At 36.6% G+C, this 16,244-nt stretch carries 15 protein-coding genes; 4 read left to right on the top strand and 11 right to left on the bottom strand.

What is annotated here, in order from left to right:
• Nucleotides 1-64: 64 nt before the first annotated feature.
• The 7 genes from BR43_RS00235 to BR43_RS20275 form a co-directional block, all read right to left on the bottom strand.
• Entirely contained in the window at nt 65-961 is an 897-nt protein-coding gene (locus BR43_RS00235; RefSeq protein ID WP_157463882.1) for a ParA family protein, read from the bottom strand.
• A 102-nt stretch (nt 962-1,063) separates the two neighbouring features.
• Nucleotides 1,064-2,740, bottom strand: a complete 1,677-nt coding sequence (locus BR43_RS00230; RefSeq protein ID WP_084679664.1) for a DNA topoisomerase — start codon at nt 2,738-2,740, stop codon at nt 1,064-1,066.
• A gap of 256 nt (nt 2,741-2,996) precedes the next feature.
• Nucleotides 2,997-4,883 carry a group II intron reverse transcriptase/maturase gene (ltrA, locus tag BR43_RS00225; RefSeq protein ID WP_010718345.1) on the bottom strand — a complete coding sequence of 629 codons (1,887 nt, stop codon included), beginning with the start codon at nt 4,881-4,883 and terminating at the stop codon, nt 2,997-2,999.
• A 736-nt stretch (nt 4,884-5,619) separates the two neighbouring features.
• On the bottom strand, nt 5,620-5,982 hold the full coding sequence (locus BR43_RS00220; RefSeq protein WP_034558155.1) for a toprim domain-containing protein: 363 nt from the start codon (nt 5,980-5,982) through the stop codon (nt 5,620-5,622).
• On the bottom strand, nt 5,979-6,587 hold the full coding sequence (locus BR43_RS00215; protein WP_034558152.1) for a recombinase family protein: 609 nt from the start codon (nt 6,585-6,587) through the stop codon (nt 5,979-5,981). Before BR43_RS00215 ends, BR43_RS00220 begins: the two co-directional genes overlap by 4 nt.
• The gene (locus BR43_RS00210) at nt 6,580-7,119 is read right to left on the bottom strand and encodes a hypothetical protein (protein ID WP_034558150.1); all 540 of its coding nucleotides are present in this window, start codon (nt 7,117-7,119) and stop codon (nt 6,580-6,582) included. Before BR43_RS00210 ends, BR43_RS00215 begins: the two co-directional genes overlap by 8 nt.
• 124 nt (nt 7,120-7,243) lie before the next feature.
• Entirely contained in the window at nt 7,244-7,555 is a 312-nt protein-coding gene (locus BR43_RS20275; RefSeq protein WP_245617782.1) for a GW dipeptide domain-containing protein, read from the bottom strand.
• Between the two features lie 145 nt (nt 7,556-7,700).
• Between BR43_RS20275 and BR43_RS00200 the strand changes: the two genes are divergently transcribed.
• Both BR43_RS00200 and lspA read left to right on the top strand, forming a co-directional pair.
• The gene (locus tag BR43_RS00200) at nt 7,701-8,381 is read left to right on the top strand and encodes an IS6 family transposase (protein WP_034558148.1); all 681 of its coding nucleotides are present in this window, start codon (nt 7,701-7,703) and stop codon (nt 8,379-8,381) included.
• Nucleotides 8,382-8,531: 150 nt separating this feature from the next.
• Nucleotides 8,532-9,002: a signal peptidase II gene (lspA, locus tag BR43_RS19380; RefSeq protein WP_007725803.1), complete on the top strand. Its 471-nt coding sequence runs from the start codon at nt 8,532-8,534 to the stop codon at nt 9,000-9,002.
• Nucleotides 9,003-9,293: 291 nt separating this feature from the next.
• Here lspA and BR43_RS20530 read toward each other — a convergent pair whose 3' ends face one another.
• The 4 genes from BR43_RS20530 to BR43_RS00180 form a co-directional block, all read right to left on the bottom strand.
• Entirely contained in the window at nt 9,294-10,247 is a 954-nt protein-coding gene (locus tag BR43_RS20530) for an FAD-dependent oxidoreductase (protein WP_211252884.1), read from the bottom strand.
• Nucleotides 10,248-10,257: 10 nt separating this feature from the next.
• Nucleotides 10,258-10,701 carry an FAD-dependent oxidoreductase gene (locus BR43_RS20525; RefSeq protein ID WP_211252883.1) on the bottom strand — a complete coding sequence of 148 codons (444 nt, stop codon included), beginning with the start codon at nt 10,699-10,701 and terminating at the stop codon, nt 10,258-10,260.
• A 170-nt stretch (nt 10,702-10,871) separates the two neighbouring features.
• On the bottom strand, nt 10,872-13,268 hold the full coding sequence (locus BR43_RS00185; RefSeq protein WP_034558144.1) for a heavy metal translocating P-type ATPase: 2,397 nt from the start codon (nt 13,266-13,268) through the stop codon (nt 10,872-10,874).
• Nucleotides 13,261-13,626 (bottom strand): ArsR/SmtB family transcription factor, encoded by a 366-nt coding sequence (locus BR43_RS00180; RefSeq protein ID WP_034558141.1) that lies wholly within the window; start codon nt 13,624-13,626, stop codon nt 13,261-13,263. Before BR43_RS00180 ends, BR43_RS00185 begins: the two co-directional genes overlap by 8 nt.
• A gap of 285 nt (nt 13,627-13,911) precedes the next feature.
• On the opposite strand from BR43_RS00180, the gene BR43_RS00175 reads away from it, so the two are divergent.
• Nucleotides 13,912-15,084: an IS256 family transposase gene (locus BR43_RS00175; protein ID WP_034558139.1), complete on the top strand. Its 1,173-nt coding sequence runs from the start codon at nt 13,912-13,914 to the stop codon at nt 15,082-15,084.
• Nucleotides 15,085-15,155: 71 nt separating this feature from the next.
• A complete protein-coding gene (locus BR43_RS00170; protein ID WP_034558137.1) occupies nt 15,156-16,028 on the top strand; it encodes an Abi family protein in 873 nt (290 codons plus the stop codon).
• Nucleotides 16,029-16,244 lie beyond the last annotated feature (216 nt).

Genomic DNA, 16,244 nt, shown 5'->3' with positions numbered 1-16,244 from the left:
TATTTTATCATCAACAATCACAAATCACAAGTGATTTGTGATTAATCACTTGTGATTTGTGATTCTATTCTTTTTCGTTTTCTAATTGAATAATTCGCTCAAGCATTTCAAAAAATACGTTCTCATACATGGATAAAACTTTTTTGTCATAGCCTTTGTGTTCTGTAATTCCGTTTTTAGACCAGGTACTTACTTTATTACTTCGCTTGATAATATTTTGGAAAACCAAGTTATCTTCTTTATGTTGCTTGTACAGTTCTTCCAGGTTTGATTTTATCGTTGCGCTGTCCGTATCAACTAAATAAGGAACAAAACCGATCATATCTAGTCCAGGGTTAAATTGTTCTTGTAAATCAATCAAATAGGAAATATAGTTTTGAATGTTGTTTGTACTTTCTTCTTCTGCTTGTAAAGGGATCATAACGTAATCACTCGCCACAATTGCATTATTTGTATAAACGCTTGGCGTTGGTACAGTATCAATAATAATGAGATCATAGTCACTTTTTAAAGGTGCTAAAAGAGTAGCAAGCAATCTACTTTCATTTTCAAACGTCCATGAGCGAGTTAATTTTGGTAATAACATCAAATCAAACGTGCCAGGGATCAAGTCTAAATTATCAGTCAAATGAATAATAGAAGAAGCCAAGTTTCCGTTTTTCAGTCCTTCATAAAAATTGACACGTGGCAATTCAACCTTAAATGTTTTTGCTAAGTCTTTTGTCAATGTTGCTTGTAAGTCCTTATCGATCATTAAAACTTTTAAATTCAATTTGTCTGTCAAGTAAGCAAACATAGTCGATAATTTTGACTTTCCAACACCACCTTTAAAGTAATTATTCAAGATAACAATTGCTTCATTTTTATTGCTTAAAATACGTCTTAATTCTTCAAGTATTTTGAGTTCTTCCTTCTCCATAACTACGCCCCATTCTTTTTTTGTATAGTAATATTGTATCATTAAGAATCACAAATCACAAGTGATTTGTGATTAATCACTTGTGATTTGTGATAAGTGATTTGTGATTAATATATAAAAGCCCTATTTAAAGGGCTTTTATATTTATTTTGAGAAAGATATAAAATCAATATATCCCTTTTCCCCAATTTTTACAACGGCATTGTAGGGCTTTTTCTCTTTGTTTTTGATTCCTTTTACCAGAGTTTCTTTTCCCTCTAGTAATTCTTTTACATTTGTTTTGGTTAGTTTTTTCTTTCTAAAATGTTCAGCTAAAGTAAACTTACATTCAGGATAATTTGAACAACCATAAAACGATTTTTTTAATACAATATTGTTGCCACACTTAGGACATTTGCCTACAATACTTTTTTCTGCTTCTTTTTCTTTCTGTTCCTGGTAATCAGAAAAATTTAGTTTTTCTATATCGTTAGGTACAGCTTCCAGTAAATGAACAATGAATTTTTTGATATTCGTAATAAAGTTCTCTTGATTGCCTTCTCTTTTACCGATTTTTTTTAAATACGTTTCCCATTTAGCCGTCATTTCAGCACTCGTTAAAAGGTGCTGACTTTCAACTGCCTGGCACAATAATTTTCCTTTTTCAGTCACAACAAGCTTATTCTTAATCACTTGGATATATTCTTTTTGTTTCAAGGCTTCAATAATGCTTGCTCTTGTCGCTTCTGTTCCAATCCCCTCAACTTCTTGTAAAATCTTGATTGCTTCTTCATCATCAACCGTTTTATTCGCCGTTTTCATAGCAGTTAATAATGTACCCTCTGTAAAAGCTTTCGGTGGTTGTGTTTCTTTTTCGGCACTCTTAACGTCAACCTCGGCATGTTCTCCAATGATAACCAAGGGTAACGTTTGAACGTCCTCTTTTTCTTCTTTATTTTGTTGTTTGAAAAGAATTTTCCACCCTTCTTGTTTTGGTGTCTTTCCGATCGATTGAAACAGCAAATCAGCTACTTTCGTTTGTATCTTGGTTTCTTCATACAAGTAATCAGGTAAAAACATGGCAACGGTCGTTTTAACGACTAAAGCATAAATTTTTCGTTGTAAATCGTCCATTTTCGCTAATGCAGATTCGGTAGGTACTTGTTTTGTTGGGATAATGGCGTGGTGTTCCTGTACCTTACTACCGTCCACATAACGCTTTCTAGGCTCTGTTTGAACCATTTCAAGATCAAGTCCTAAAAAACCGCTATATTTGCCAAAATTCGCTTTTAAATAAGCAAATTCGTTCTCTGTAATAAATGGTGTATCTGTTCTTGGATAACTCAATAATTTTGCTTCATACAGCCCTTGCATAGCTTTTAAAGTTTGGCTCGCTGTCGCTTTATAAAGCTGATTGACTTTTGATTGCAAACTACTTAAAGAAAACAGACTAGGACTATTCGTTTTTTTCTCTTTGGTTTGCACGTCAGCGATTCTGCCCTCTTGATTGCCTATTTTAGCTTGTTTAGAAGAAACAAAAGCTAAAAGCTCCTCTTGGGTTTTAAAACGCTGTGTGGGGCTTAGAACGCCCTTAAACGAACCTTGGTTTACTTTTATACTAGCTTCCACCTCGAAAAAAGGTTCTTTCTTAAAGTTTTCTATTGATTCCTGGCGTTGATAAATGAGATATAAAGTCGGTGTTTGTACACGTCCTAGTGAAAATGTACCTTGTACGCCTTTTTGTTGTAAATTCAAGGTATATAAAGGGCTTGCGTTCATGCCAATCAACCAATCAGCAATTTGGCGTGTTTGCGCTTCTTGATAAAAGGGATAGTAATTCATTCCAGGTTGCAAATTTTGAAAACCGCTTCGGATCACATCTTTTTCTAAGCTATTGATCCATAATCTTTTATACGTTTTATCTTTAGAAAAGGCATTTGCTTTATGGATAATCGACCAGGCGAATATCGATAGGTAAACTTTTGAAATAATCTCCAGTTTTTCCCCCGATCCACACCGTGCATGCGATTTTCACCGCACACGGCGTTCTATCAACAAATTAAACCTTTTTTTTTTTTTCCTAAGTCTCGCAACCAAATTAATAATGTAGTGAAGTGTTTCTAACTAGCAACCTTAATCTATTTAGCTTTTTGATTTGTTCATCATTAAGATTTAACAAGGTCATATATCGCTGAATAGTATCTCCCTTGGTAGCATGTATTAGAATGTGAACTTCAGATTTAACAATAGTCAAGTTACTATACTTGTCATCTTTAGATACATGATAAGGTATCTTATGATGACAATGCATATCTAGAACATTTAGTTCTTCACCCGTTACCGAACACTTACCCGACTGAGCTATAAACAATGAGATACGATTATCGTTAAATTCCACTGTTGCTCTATCGCTGACTACAGGATTGCTCCTGATCCAACGAAGTGCTATTTCAGATACGGCTGATTGATTACGATGAATGAGTTTACGCCCCTCAGGAGTATATTTATTAATTTTAACTTTAAGGTACATTGGGTTCCTATGTTGTACAAAACTAACTGGTATAATTGGGCGTCCTGTCAGGTATCTAATATTCTTTGACTGGACGTAGTTCAATATCCCTTTATCTTTACCAGTATATTTACCCGTTTTTGTCAATCCATCAATAGACAATCGATTTCTCATTGTCAGAAGAACTGAGTAATGCATCTTTTTAAAGTCTCTATTAACGTGAGTTGCTATTCGATAGTAACCGTGCATGCCAATAACTTTACTATTATAATTTCCTATAGCTCTGATAGTATTAATGCTATTAGGTGATTTTTTGATTTCCTTGATTTGCTCTTTTAGTTCTATTCTCATACGGTTAATTGCTTTATCTGAAACATGAGAATGCATTACATATCTATTTTTCCCTTTTCTTTCTAGTTTCAAGTTGAAACCTAGAAACTCACTAGTTTCCTTACGAAGGTTCGTGATTTTGGATTTTTCAATAGATACGGGTAAATGCAATCGTTGTTCCAACCATTGTATCGAAGCATGATAAAGTTGTTCAGCCGTTTTTCGGTCATGGCAAAATAATTTAAAATCATCTGCATAACGAACTATATAGAACTCTTTTAGTTTTGTATGTGAGCGCATTTTCCTATGGTGATTTCCCATATGCTCGGTTCCATTAGCATTGTATTGTGTCTTAATTTCAGACATATGCCTTGTTTCCCATTGTTCCGATACCCACCAATCAAATTCACTAAGATTAATATTGGCTAATAATGGGGATAAAATCCCACCTTGTGGTGTCCCCTTTTCGGGAAATTGAATAGTACCATTAGGCAATACAACTGGAGCTTTTAGCATTTTGCGGATAATAGTGAGAAGTTCCTTATCCCGTATACCCATAGTCCACATTTGTCGCATTAATTTTGAGTGCCAAACTTCATCGAAGAAACCTTGAATATCTATATCAACACAATATCCCATTTTTATAATATTCATCTTCTTGGCACAATCAGCAATTGCATGTTCGGCAGACCGATTAGGTCTAAAACCGTGACTATGTGGATTAAATTTCGCTTCACATATTGGTTCTAATACTTGCAAGATACATTGTTGAGCTACCCTATCCCAAATAGAAGGAATTCCTAATGGTCTAGTTTTTCCATTTGGTTTGGGAATTTCAGTTCGCTTAACTTTTCTTGGTTTGTAAAATTTGAACCGTTTCTTAACTATATCAAGGTATCTTTCAGTTGTTAGTTTTTCAATATCTTTAATGGTTTTACCGTCAATACCTGCCGTAAGACTTCCTGAGTTGCGCTTTATATTACGATACGCAAGCAAGATATTGTCATCGGATATGATAATTTTCATTAATGACTTGAAATTTTGATTTTCTACACTACGTTGATACAAGTTATCATAAGCTTCTTGCATTCCATAATACTCAGAATATCGAAGCTTATTATTTTTCTTGTTTCGGTGGTTGTTCATAGTTCGTCACCCCCTAGTTATTGGTTGTGACCTTTTGGTCTTACAGGAATCTATGGTTTGACTTAGGTTACTTAATAAATTGATTTAAATTTGTTGACTTGTGGCTATTCCTCCAGTTCCATTACAGAACCTTCACCGGTCATGCCACTACTTTCACCAAGATAAATATAAGTTATATACTAATACTTTCCTTATATCCGCTTCATTGCGTGTGTGCGCTCCACGTTCTTGGCTTCCCACGTTCCTTCAGTTTTATCAATGTAATAGCTTAGGTGCTGGCTTTTGCCCTGTATCACTTCAAGTGCCTATAACACTTCACGGAGTTTCATAAAAACAATTCTTACTCCACCGCATGATACCGTAGAGTGACATGATTTCTTCAATCATGTTCTACCCGACACATTTCTGTGCCTTAGGCGTTTAGGACAGTACATTCGCCAGTTCGTCAGTGCTTTTACACACATTCTCACCATACTATACTTTTTGCGACCTCCGGCATATTAGATACAGTTCCTACCTCTAGGAAATTTTCGTGCAGACCAATGTTTATCATTTCTGCTTACGGTATCCTTCTGCCGACTTCACCGAGCTTCATACCATTTCTTTTAACACGTAAGAAATAGCATGTCGGAGTATTAAGGGAGGCGTTTCAAGGCGTTACCCTATCATTCCACCTCTCAAACTGAAAGTTCTCCACTAACGTCTGTTAAGCCGTTAGTGTGCCTAGTCTTTTCAACTAGAAACATGTCGCACTATTTTCACCTTCTCTGTCGCTATCTGTTGCGACAATAATTGTATTTGCCTTTTTGAGAAGTTCAGCAACAATTTTAAACTGCTTTCCCTTATCTTTTGCAACTTCAAAATCGTATCGATCAGGAAAGATCGGCAAAGATTCAAGTTTCCAATTTTGCCACTTTTCGTCATAATGACCTGGTTCTGCTAATTCCACTAAATGCCCAAAACCAAAGGTGATAAACGTTTCATCTGTAAATAGTGGGTCTTTGATCTCAAAATATCCGTCTTTTTTGCTACTTTGTTTTAAGGCACTCGCATACGCCAATGCCTGGCTTGGTTTTTCAGCTAAAATAACCGTACTCACTTAATTCCCTCACTTTCTTTTGAACGATAAATACCATACCGCTGTCGATACCTGGCAAACGTCCGCCGATTAATACCTGTACTTTCCTCAACTTCCTTATCTGTATAACCCTCTAAAAAAAGCTTAAAAGCATGTTGTAACCTGGAATCATTCTCTTTAAATTTACGCTGACCGCCTTTAAATTTTCCCTTTTGCTTTGCTAGCGCAATTCCTTGCGCCTGTCGTTCCTTAATTCGTTTACGCTCTGATTCCGCTTGATATTTGTATAATTCAATGACTAAGTTATTAATCAAACGTCTTAAATTTTCGTCCTCAATCCCACTCATGGACGGTAAGTTTAAGACTTCAAGCGTTGCTCCTTTTAACTGAATCTTATTCATAAGATTTGTAAGGTCTTGATTGTTCCTTCCTAAACGATCCAACTCGGTAACAACAACAATATCACCATGACGAATATACTTCAGCATAGCTTGCAATTGTGGACGTTCCATGGACTGACCGCTTGTCTTATCAGTAAAGACCTTAGAAACCCCCTCTAATGCCTTCAGCTGTCTATCTAAATTTTGATTTTTACTGCTAACTCTTGCATAACCAATTTTAAGCATTTAAATCACCTTTATTTTGTTTGAAATATTTAATATCATTTGCAATTCTCGAAGGTTTACCAGTTCTATTAAAAAGGATTTTTATTGGTTTAATAACTTGCAAAAACATTTTATTTTTCGTATAGAAAGACAATCGTATATGAAAATAATTTATATATTCTAAGATAAGAAATAAATACACAAAAATTTGAAATAACATTTGATAAAAACCAGTAACACTAGAAAAATATATGATTAGAATAGCTAAAAAAATCAACATAAAAATATTAAAAACTTTAAATTGATGAAATAACCGTCCAACCTCCCATCGTTTCATTACTTTCTTCCCATTCATTTTTTTTATCATATACTTCCAATATAAAGTTCCTTGTAATAAAACAATAGATAATCCTATCAAAATAAAAAATGTGGCAAAATTAAATTTTGAAGTTCTAGCCCACAATAAATAAAGTAAAGGAAACATGATACTACTGGATAGTTCTCCCCAAAAAAGAGATTTTAATTCATCATTTATTTTTTTCGTTTTAGACACTTTCTCACCTCATAATTGCACAACTTAGTTGTCATTCGACAAACCCTAATATAATACTAACTAATGAAAATGACAACTAAGTATACCCTGTTGGTCTTTTATTATCTTTAATTAATATGAATAATTAATTTGTACTCAAACTCTTTTTGTCTATCCAACCTCTTAAATCTGGACTATAAAAATAAGAACCTGCATCTTGAGTAATACTTACATAGTTATTTGCATAGCTATTAGCTCTTCCAATATTCTTAAACCCTTTTTGCCCCCAAGGCAATGTATCAATAGTCATGTTAGTATCTAAAACGGTTAAATGATTTCTTTTCTCTCTCATTATCCATTTTTTATTGGTTGTAACATTTGTACTCTTAATTGCATCTACTTGCCTTTGAATATTTACATTAAAAGCTTTTTTGTCAATCCATCCTAAATTAGGCACAAAATAATATGATCCACTCCGAGCGTTTATGATAACTGACTGATTAATATGATCTTTTGTATAGCCAATATGTGGTTCTGTTGCAAAGTTTCCAAAAAATCTATTTTAGTGTAAAATTGAGAAAAAAGACAGAGAGGACAGAGTAATGAATTATTTTAAAGGCAAACAATTCAAAAAAGACGTCATTATTGTCACTGTTGGTTACTACCTGCGTTACAATCTAAGCTATCGTGAAGTTCAGGAATTGTTATATGATCGTGGAATAAATGTTTGTCATACTACGATTTATCGTTGGGTGCAAGAGTACAGCAAAGTCCTCTATGATCTTTGGAAGAAGAAAAATAGACAATCCTTCTATTCATGGAAAATGGACGAAACCTATATCAAAATTAAGGGACGTTGGCATTATCTTTATCGTGCAATTGATGCGGACGGCTTAACCTTAGATATCTGGTTACGAAAGAAACGGGATACGCAAGCAGCCTATGCTTTCTTAAAACGACTCCATAAACAGTTTGGTGAGCCGAAAGCAATTGTGACCGATAAAGCACTTTCTCTTGGCTCCGCCTTTAGAAAGTTACAGAGTGTGGGTTTATATACTAAGACAGAGCACCGAACTGTGAAGTATCTTAACAATTTAATAGAACAAGACCATCGACCTATTAAACGACGGAATAAATTTTATCAAAGTCTCCGTACAGCCTCTTCCACGATTAAGGGCATGGAGACCATTCGAGGAATATATAAAAAGAACCGAAGAAATGGAACGCTCTTCGGCTTTTCGGTGTCTACTGAAATCAAGGTATTATTGGGAATCCCAGCTTAAATCATAGATACCGTAAGGGATTTTATTCTTTATTTAAAACTTTGCAACAGAACCAGTAGGCGAATAATGTTCCGACGAAGAACTTTACTTCCTCGTTCCTGTCGTCTACAATGAATAGTGCTTGTATTACTGATAAAGAGAGGTTGCTGTATGATTTTATATTACTTACTGGCAGCTGTTTTGATTGCCATAGATCAACTAGTGAAGTGGGGAATCGTCCAGAATTTCGCCTTGTACGATGAGCTGGAAGTTATCCCAAATATTTTTTCCCTGTACTACATCCAGAACCGTGGGGCCGCCTGGGGGATATTGCAAGGGAGGATGGGCCTCTTCTTCATCATCACCGTCCTGGTGGTGGGGTATCTGGTCTACACCTTCCATAACCTGCCGCAAAGGAGCATTTTGGCCGGTATCAGCTTCTCCTTCATCCTGGCGGGGGCTTTGGGCAACTTCATTGACCGCATGCGTCTCGGCTATGTGGTGGATATGCTCCGATTCGATTTCATTGATTTCCCGATATTCAACGTGGCAGATGTTTTCCTCACCATCGGAGTGGGTACCATGATCGTCTACCTCCTCTTTTTCGAAAAAGAAGAGGGAACTACGTCCAAAAGGGATTAGGAAGGGGCGAAAAGGAAATGAACTGCCGGGTTGCTGGATAGGCAGGCAAAAATGGCTAAGCTAGGCTCCAAGCCAAGGATAACTAAAGAGAGCTCAGGCAGTTTATCTCAGAAGCTGATTCCGGTATTCCACCGGAATCAGCTTCTTTAGCTTCCATTGTGGGTACAAAAAAAGACTCTATAAAGGATCTCTTTTTAAGAGCTCACTTTATAGAGTCCAGATTAAGGTTTTACTAGCTTTCTTTTTGCTTCAATCAGGTAACATTGATTGTCCCAGCTTTTTGGTTTCTACTTACTGTTTCTTATTGAGCATGTGGATAGCATGCCCCAAAACCCCTTCAGCAGCTTCCATGAGTGGTTCCGGCAAGGTTGGATGTGCATGGATGGTGAGGCTGAGATCTTCTGCAGTTGCTCCGGCCTCAATTGCAAAGACAGCTTCAGCAATGAGAGAGGATACCTCTGGTCCTACCATTTGCACACCTAGCACCAAATTGGTGTCCTTCTCCGCGACAATCTGGACAAAACCATCAGCGTCCGAAACAGATAGAGCTCTTCCGTTTGCTTGGAATGGAAAACGGCTGGCAATCGTTTCATATCCCTTTGCCTTTGCCTCGCTCTCCGTTAACCCTGTATAAGCGACTTCTGGGTCACTAAAGATGACAAAAGGCATTGCTTGAAAATCAATCGCACTCTTCATCCCACTAATCACTTCTGCAGCGATTTTCCCTTCGTAACTAGCTTTATGGGCAAGAAGATGGCCGCCTGCACAGTCTCCAATAGCATAGACATGTTCAACATTTGTTTGACATTTTTCATTGATTTTAATAAAACCGCGCTGGTCTAATTCGACCCCGATGTTTTCCAAGCCACTGTTCCCTGTATTGGGTTTTCTTCCAATGGAAACTAGACAATAGTCCCCATTAACAATTTCGTCCTTCCCATTTACCTGAACCTGAACATTTACTTCATTACCTGTATTCTCTCCGCCTTGGACGAAAGCATTCGTTATAACGGTGACTCCAAGCTCCTTCAAATGGCGTTTTACTACATTTGTAAGCATAGAATCCGTACCCGGGAGAATTGTATCGGTTCCCTCAAGGATGGTCACCTTAGCCCCAAATTTGGCATAAGCAGTCCCCAATTCTAAACCGATATAACCGCCACCCACTACAATCAAATGCTTCGGTATTTCCTGAAGCGTCAATGCCTCCGTTGAAGAGATAATCCTTTTTCTATCAAATGGCATATTTTTTAACTCAGTTGGCAAGGATTAAGTCTTTGTAAGAATAGAACTGCTCACCGTTTTCGGTTCTTATCCTTACAGTATGATGTTCAGTGAGATACGCTTCCCCACTAATGACTTCCACCCCATTGCCTTTTAGCAAGGATTGAACCCCACTCGTTAGTTTATTAACAATGCCGTCCTTCCACTTCACTACTTCCGGCATATCTACTTCCACTTCACCAGAAACTTTTATTCCCATTAGATTGGCGCCCTTTATGTGTTTGACTCGCTCAGAAGCGCTAATAAGAGCCTTGGAGGGGATACAGCCACGGTTGAGGCAAACCCCTCCCAATTCTGCTTTATCCACCAAGACCACTTTTCTTCCTAATTGAGCAGCGCGTATGGCAGCAACGTAACCGCCTGATCCCGCGCCTATAATTAACACATCTACGTCTTTTTGTGCTTTCTCAGTCATCTTTGTTTCCTCCTAGCGATTTTAAAGTATTATGTAAAGATTTTAACTATTCATCTACATAACCTGATATTTTTACATATACCCTATTTGAAAGGTTTCTATCTAAATCAAATCAACTATTTGAAAATTATGATAAAGAGGCTTTCCAAACAAACGGAAAGCCTTCACTTTTATTCTTTAACCCGCATAAGTCGTAAACTATTTAATGCTACCAAAAGAGTTGCCCCCATATCTGAAAGAATGGCAATCCAAAGCGTTAGCCAACCAGGTATAACTAGTAGTAATGCAATGACTTTAATAGCAATAGCAAAGGTAATGTTAGCCTTAATTATATTTAGAGCTTTACGGCTTAGTTTTACAGCAAATGGAAGTTTTCTCAAATCATCTCCCATTAACGCAACGTCTGCCGTCTCAATAGCTGTATCTGTACCAGCACCACCCATGGCAATTCCCACTGTAGAAGCTGCTAACGCAGGGGCGTCATTAACGCCATCGCCCACCATAGCTACCTTTCCATACTCGGATCTTAATTTTTTGATATAGTCCAACTTATCTTCAGGCATTAATTCTGCCTGAATATCAGATACTCCAACATGCTCTCCTATTGCCTTTGCAGTACCTTGATTATCGCCAGTTAGCATTATTGTTTGTTTGATCCCTAACTGATGTAGCTTTTGAATCACATCTTTGCTTGATTCACGAACTTCATCTGCTACGGCAATAACTGCAAGAATATTTTGTTCTGTACCAATTATCATCGCAGTTTTCCCTTGATTTTGGAGGTGTCTAACCTTATCCTCGAACTCTTGGCTAAAGTCGGGAACAAATAATTCCTTGAAAAGTTTTGGACTGCCTATATAATAGGTTGTTCCGTTTATAAACCCTTTTATACCTCGACCCGTAATAGAAGAAAAATCCTCCACATTTACATCTGAATAAGAGATATTTTCTTGTTCTGCTTTTTTCATAATCGCTGAAGCAAGAGGGTGCTGCGAACGGTACTCAAGAGCTGTAATGATGGAAAGCAATTCTTTCTCTTCCATTTTTTTATTTAATACTGTAAAGTCTGTTACAACTGGAACACCTTTTGTCAGTGTACCGGTTTTATCAAATGCGATGGCCTTTAAGGCTCCCAATTCTTCTAAATAAACCCCTCCTTTTACAAGGACACCTTTTTTCGCAGCATTCCCAATCGCTGAAACAATAGAAATAGGAGTCGATATGACCAACGCACAAGGGCAACCAACAACAAGAACAGCTAACCCTTGATAAACCCATGTTTCCCAACTGCCACCAAAGAATAAAGGCGGGACTATAGCAACTAATGCAGCAATGACCATTATGATTGGTGTATAATATTTAGCGAATTTTTCAACAAACGCTTGAGATGGAGCGCGTTCCCCTTGGGCTTCCTCTACAAGATGAATAATTTTAGAAATCGTTGTATCTTCTACTAGTTTGGTTATTTTTACTTCAAGTAACCCTTCTTCATTTAAAGTACCAGCAAATACTTCATCATCAACGATTTTGGCAACAGGGACTGACTCACCTGTTATAGCTGCCTGATTGACGGCAGAGTAACCACTGACAACGACACCATCCATGGCAATCTTTTGACCAGGTTTAACAATCATAATATCTCCAACCATGATATCATCAACATGGATCATGATTTCTTGCCCATTCCGCCTTACAAGGGCTTCCTTTGGCGCGATGTCCATTAATGAACGAATCGATTGTCTAGCTTTGTCCATAGAAAACCGTTCCAGAGCTTCACTAATCGCAAAGAGTATGACAACAAGGGAAACTTCAGCCCATTCTCCTATAATGGCACCACCTATAACAGCTACTGTCATAAGGGTTTTCATGTCAAAGTCAAAATGAATCAAGTTTTGTAAACCGACTTTAAAGAGTGATAATCCTCCGATTAACATAGATGCTACAAATAATAATGTAGTAACAATGTTCTCATCCCCATTAACAGATGAGGAAAGGTAACCAAAGACAAGAAATAAGGCTGAATAGAGTAAAGTGCTCTGTTTTTTATAGAATGGCACTTTTTCTTCTTTTTTAACCTCTTTCCCCTCTTGAGAAGCCTGTTGTCTCCGTTCATCAGGAGCCACCTTTAAGTTTTCAAAAGCGCCAGCCTTTTCTAATTCTTCAATGGAAGTTTCACCATAAACCGATATTTTTGATGCCCCAAAGTTTACCTTGGCATCTTGAACACCTGGAAGCTCTTTAACATTTCTTTCAAATTTCCCTGCACAATTTGCACATGAAAAACCTTGAACTCGGTATACATTTTTTTCTTGATTCATCTCTTGTGGTACTTGACGTCTCGTTTTTTCCGGAATTACTTTCAAGTTCTCAAAAGCACCCGCTTTTTCTAGCTCTTCGATCGTTGGCTCGCCGTAAACGGAGATCTTGGAGGCGCCGAAGTTCACTTTGGCGTCCTGTACTCCTGGTATGTCTTTGACGTTTCTCTCGAACTTCCCGGCACAGTTTGCGCAAGATAACCCCTCAACTCGGTACACATTTTTCTCTGCTGATGTTATTGTTTCACTCAACTTTAACGACCTCCTTTTGGTGTGCAAAAGCAATTTTTATGAGATTTTTTACATGGTCATCATCCAATGAGTAGAAAACTAATTTCCCCTCTTTACGATACTTGGCTAAACCTAAAGTTCTTAGCAACCTTAAGTGATGGGATGCTGTTGCAGTAGTAGAGCCTACGATATTTGCAACATCACAAACACATAACTCGTCCTCTAATAATAAAGCGTAGGCAATCTTTATCCTTGTATCATCAGAGAGGGCCTTAAAAACTTGTGCTGCCTCCACTGGTTTTTGCTCTGACAGGTTTCTTTTAGCCCTGGAAACTTTTTCTTGATCAAAAAGCGAAACTTCACAGTAATCTTTAATCACAGTATTTCCTCCTTTCGTATTATTCAAACACACATTTTAATGATGTAATATCATTCTATACATTTACACTCAAATAGTCAAACGTTTATTAGAGTATGAACTACTTTTGGTTCTGTTGCAAAGTTTTAAATCTACTATCAAATAAGGTAGAATAATAGAAAAAGATAGCAGGAGGAATGACGATGATAAAGTCCATATAATTGTGTAAAAGTTAAAAGGCCATGTAACAGCCCTTTTACGGTACAATGTTTTTAACCATTAAAAACATACCCAGGAGGACTTTACATGACCCAAGTACATTTTACACTGAACAACGAAGAGGTTCAAAGTATTATTGAACATTCCGTTAAAGATGATGTGTCTAAAAATATTTTAACGACAGTTTTCAATCAGTTGATGGAAAACCAACGAACAGAATACATTAAAGCTGATGACTATGAACGATCTGAAAGTCGTCAGAGTCAACGAAATGGCTACTACGAGCGTGACTTTACGACTCGCGTTGGTACACTTGAATTAAGAGTACCTAGAACACGTGATGGTGAGTTTTCACCGACGGTGTTTGAGCGGTATCAGCGAAATGAAAAGGCGCTGCTTGCTTCAATGCTTGAGATGTATGTTTCAGGCGTTTCAACACGTAAAGTCTCTAAGATTGTTGAGGAGTTATGTGGTAAATCAGTTTCTAAGTCCTTTGTTTCTAGTCTGACTGAACAGTTAGACCCTCTGGTCAATGAATGGCAAAATCGATCGCTTTCAGATATAAACTATCCTTACTTGATGACTGATGTCCTGTACATAAAGATTAGAGAAGATAATCGAGTACTTTCTAAGAGTTGTCACATTGCGATTGGAATAACCAAAGATGGCGATCGTGAAATTATTGGCTTCATGATTCAAAATGAAGAGAGTGATAACACATGGTCTAACTTCTTTGAATACTTAAAAGAAAGAGGATTACAAGGTGTAGAACTCGTTATTTCTGACGCTCATAAAGGCTTAGTATCTGCGATTCGTAAATCCTTTACCAACGCAAGTTGGCAGAGATGCCAAGTTCACTTCTTAAGAAATATCTTTACAACAATTCCTAAGAAGAATTCTAAACCTTTTAGAGAAGCTGTAAAAGCTATCTTCAAGTTTACGGATATTAATTTAGCACGAGAAGCTAAAAATCGTCTGGTTGAAGAATACTACGACCAAAAGAAATACACAAAAGCTTACGAGACCTTAGATAATGGCTTCGAAGATGCCTTTCAATATACTGTCCTAGGTAACTCCCACAATCGACTAAAAAGTACCAATCTTCTTGAACGATTAAACCAAGAGGTTCGCAGAAGAGAAAAGATCATTCGAATCTTTCCAAATCATGCTTCAGCCAATCGATTGATTGGGGCAGTTCTTATGGACCTGCATGAAGAATGGATTAGTTCTACAAGAAAGTATATAAATTTTAGCAAGTAAGAAACAATAGAAACGTTGTATAGTATTTTACACAGGATTATGGACTTGACTGTTTTGAAACACTTCTTTTAGTGGATAAAGACAATAAAAGTCTAGGCTACAAAAATAAAAGTTTTGATGACTTTTTATCGCTGTATGCTTTTGATAAAGAGTTAAGTAAGGAAATATTAGCGGTGATTTCTTTATTTGAAAGCAAATTAAAAACTTCGTTAGCATATCACTTCTGCGAGACATTCTGTTTTGAACCACTTGATACATTGGAGTATCTTTCAAAAGATAATTACGAAGATCCTTCTAATTCTTATGGACCTAGACATCCAGCGTGTAAAGATTATCGCGAGAATAAATTTATTTTATTCAAAACCACTTATTCGTATGGTCAACGTCATAATCTTGATTATGTTGAATATTTGAAGAACATAAAACCTTACATAGGTAGATATACAAAACCTCCATTTTGGGTTGTAATTAAGTCTTTTAACATGGGAGATCTTTTATCAATGGTTAGACTTTTGAAACGTCCTGTTCTTAAAGAGGTTCTTAAAGATTTTAATTTAATTCTTGCTAATAAAGATTTATTTATTAATTCTATAGAAATAATAAAAGATCTAAGGAATACATGTGCCCATTTTGAACTTATTAATCGATTCAGAAGTTCCGGATCATATCCTATCAACAACGATTTAATTACGAATTTAGAACTTAATACGTTATCTCCTAACTCTTATCAAGGTCGTAGAAGGAATAATCAATATCGGATTCGTCTATTTGACGCATTAAAAGTCCTAGCTCTTTTTAATGATATTAAACCTATTAGAAAAGTTGTAGTCAGATATTATGATAGAAATGTATCTATCAGAAAAAAATATTTAATATTACCATTACTCGATAGAATGGGAGAACCTAGCATTATAGAATGGAAAAAATTGGGAGATTTTAGTTGATTCTAAAAGTATTTGTGGTAATATAATAAACGTAGGCCGTAAGGCGGAGGAGCTTGTAAAAGGGCAGCCTCAAAATTAATTTTAATTTATATACTAGGCCGTAAGGCGAAGACGCTTGTAAAAGGGCAGTCTTGAGGAAAAGCTACTAGCATAAGCTAGTAGCTTTTCCTTTCTTCATTATAAGTTTCTTAAAGTTCTATTAAATTAAATAAAACT

The sequence above is a fragment of the Carnobacterium gallinarum DSM 4847 genome, from assembly GCF_000744375.1.
Lineage (GTDB): Bacteria > Bacillota > Bacilli > Lactobacillales > Carnobacteriaceae > Carnobacterium > Carnobacterium gallinarum.
This window is presented reverse-complemented; position numbering and strand designations above follow the sequence as displayed.

Coding starts and splice junctions, on each gene's coding strand:
- BR43_RS00230 (WP_084679664.1), bottom strand. CDS start 2,740: ATGAATTACTATCCCTTTTATCAAGAAGCGCAAACACGCCAAATTGCT.
- BR43_RS00235 (WP_157463882.1), bottom strand. CDS start 961: ATGATACAATATTACTATACAAAAAAAGAATGGGGCGTAGTTATGGAG.
- BR43_RS00200 (WP_034558148.1), top strand. CDS start 7,701: ATGAATTATTTTAAAGGCAAACAATTCAAAAAAGACGTCATTATTGTC.
- BR43_RS00175 (WP_034558139.1), top strand. CDS start 13,912: ATGACCCAAGTACATTTTACACTGAACAACGAAGAGGTTCAAAGTATT.
- BR43_RS20525 (WP_211252883.1), bottom strand. CDS start 10,701: ATGACTGAGAAAGCACAAAAAGACGTAGATGTGTTAATTATAGGCGCG.
- lspA (WP_007725803.1), top strand. CDS start 8,532: ATGATTTTATATTACTTACTGGCAGCTGTTTTGATTGCCATAGATCAA.
- BR43_RS00215 (WP_034558152.1), bottom strand. CDS start 6,587: ATGCTTAAAATTGGTTATGCAAGAGTTAGCAGTAAAAATCAAAATTTA.
- BR43_RS20530 (WP_211252884.1), bottom strand. CDS start 10,247: ATGCCATTTGATAGAAAAAGGATTATCTCTTCAACGGAGGCATTGACG.
- ltrA (WP_010718345.1), bottom strand. CDS start 4,883: ATGAACAACCACCGAAACAAGAAAAATAATAAGCTTCGATATTCTGAG.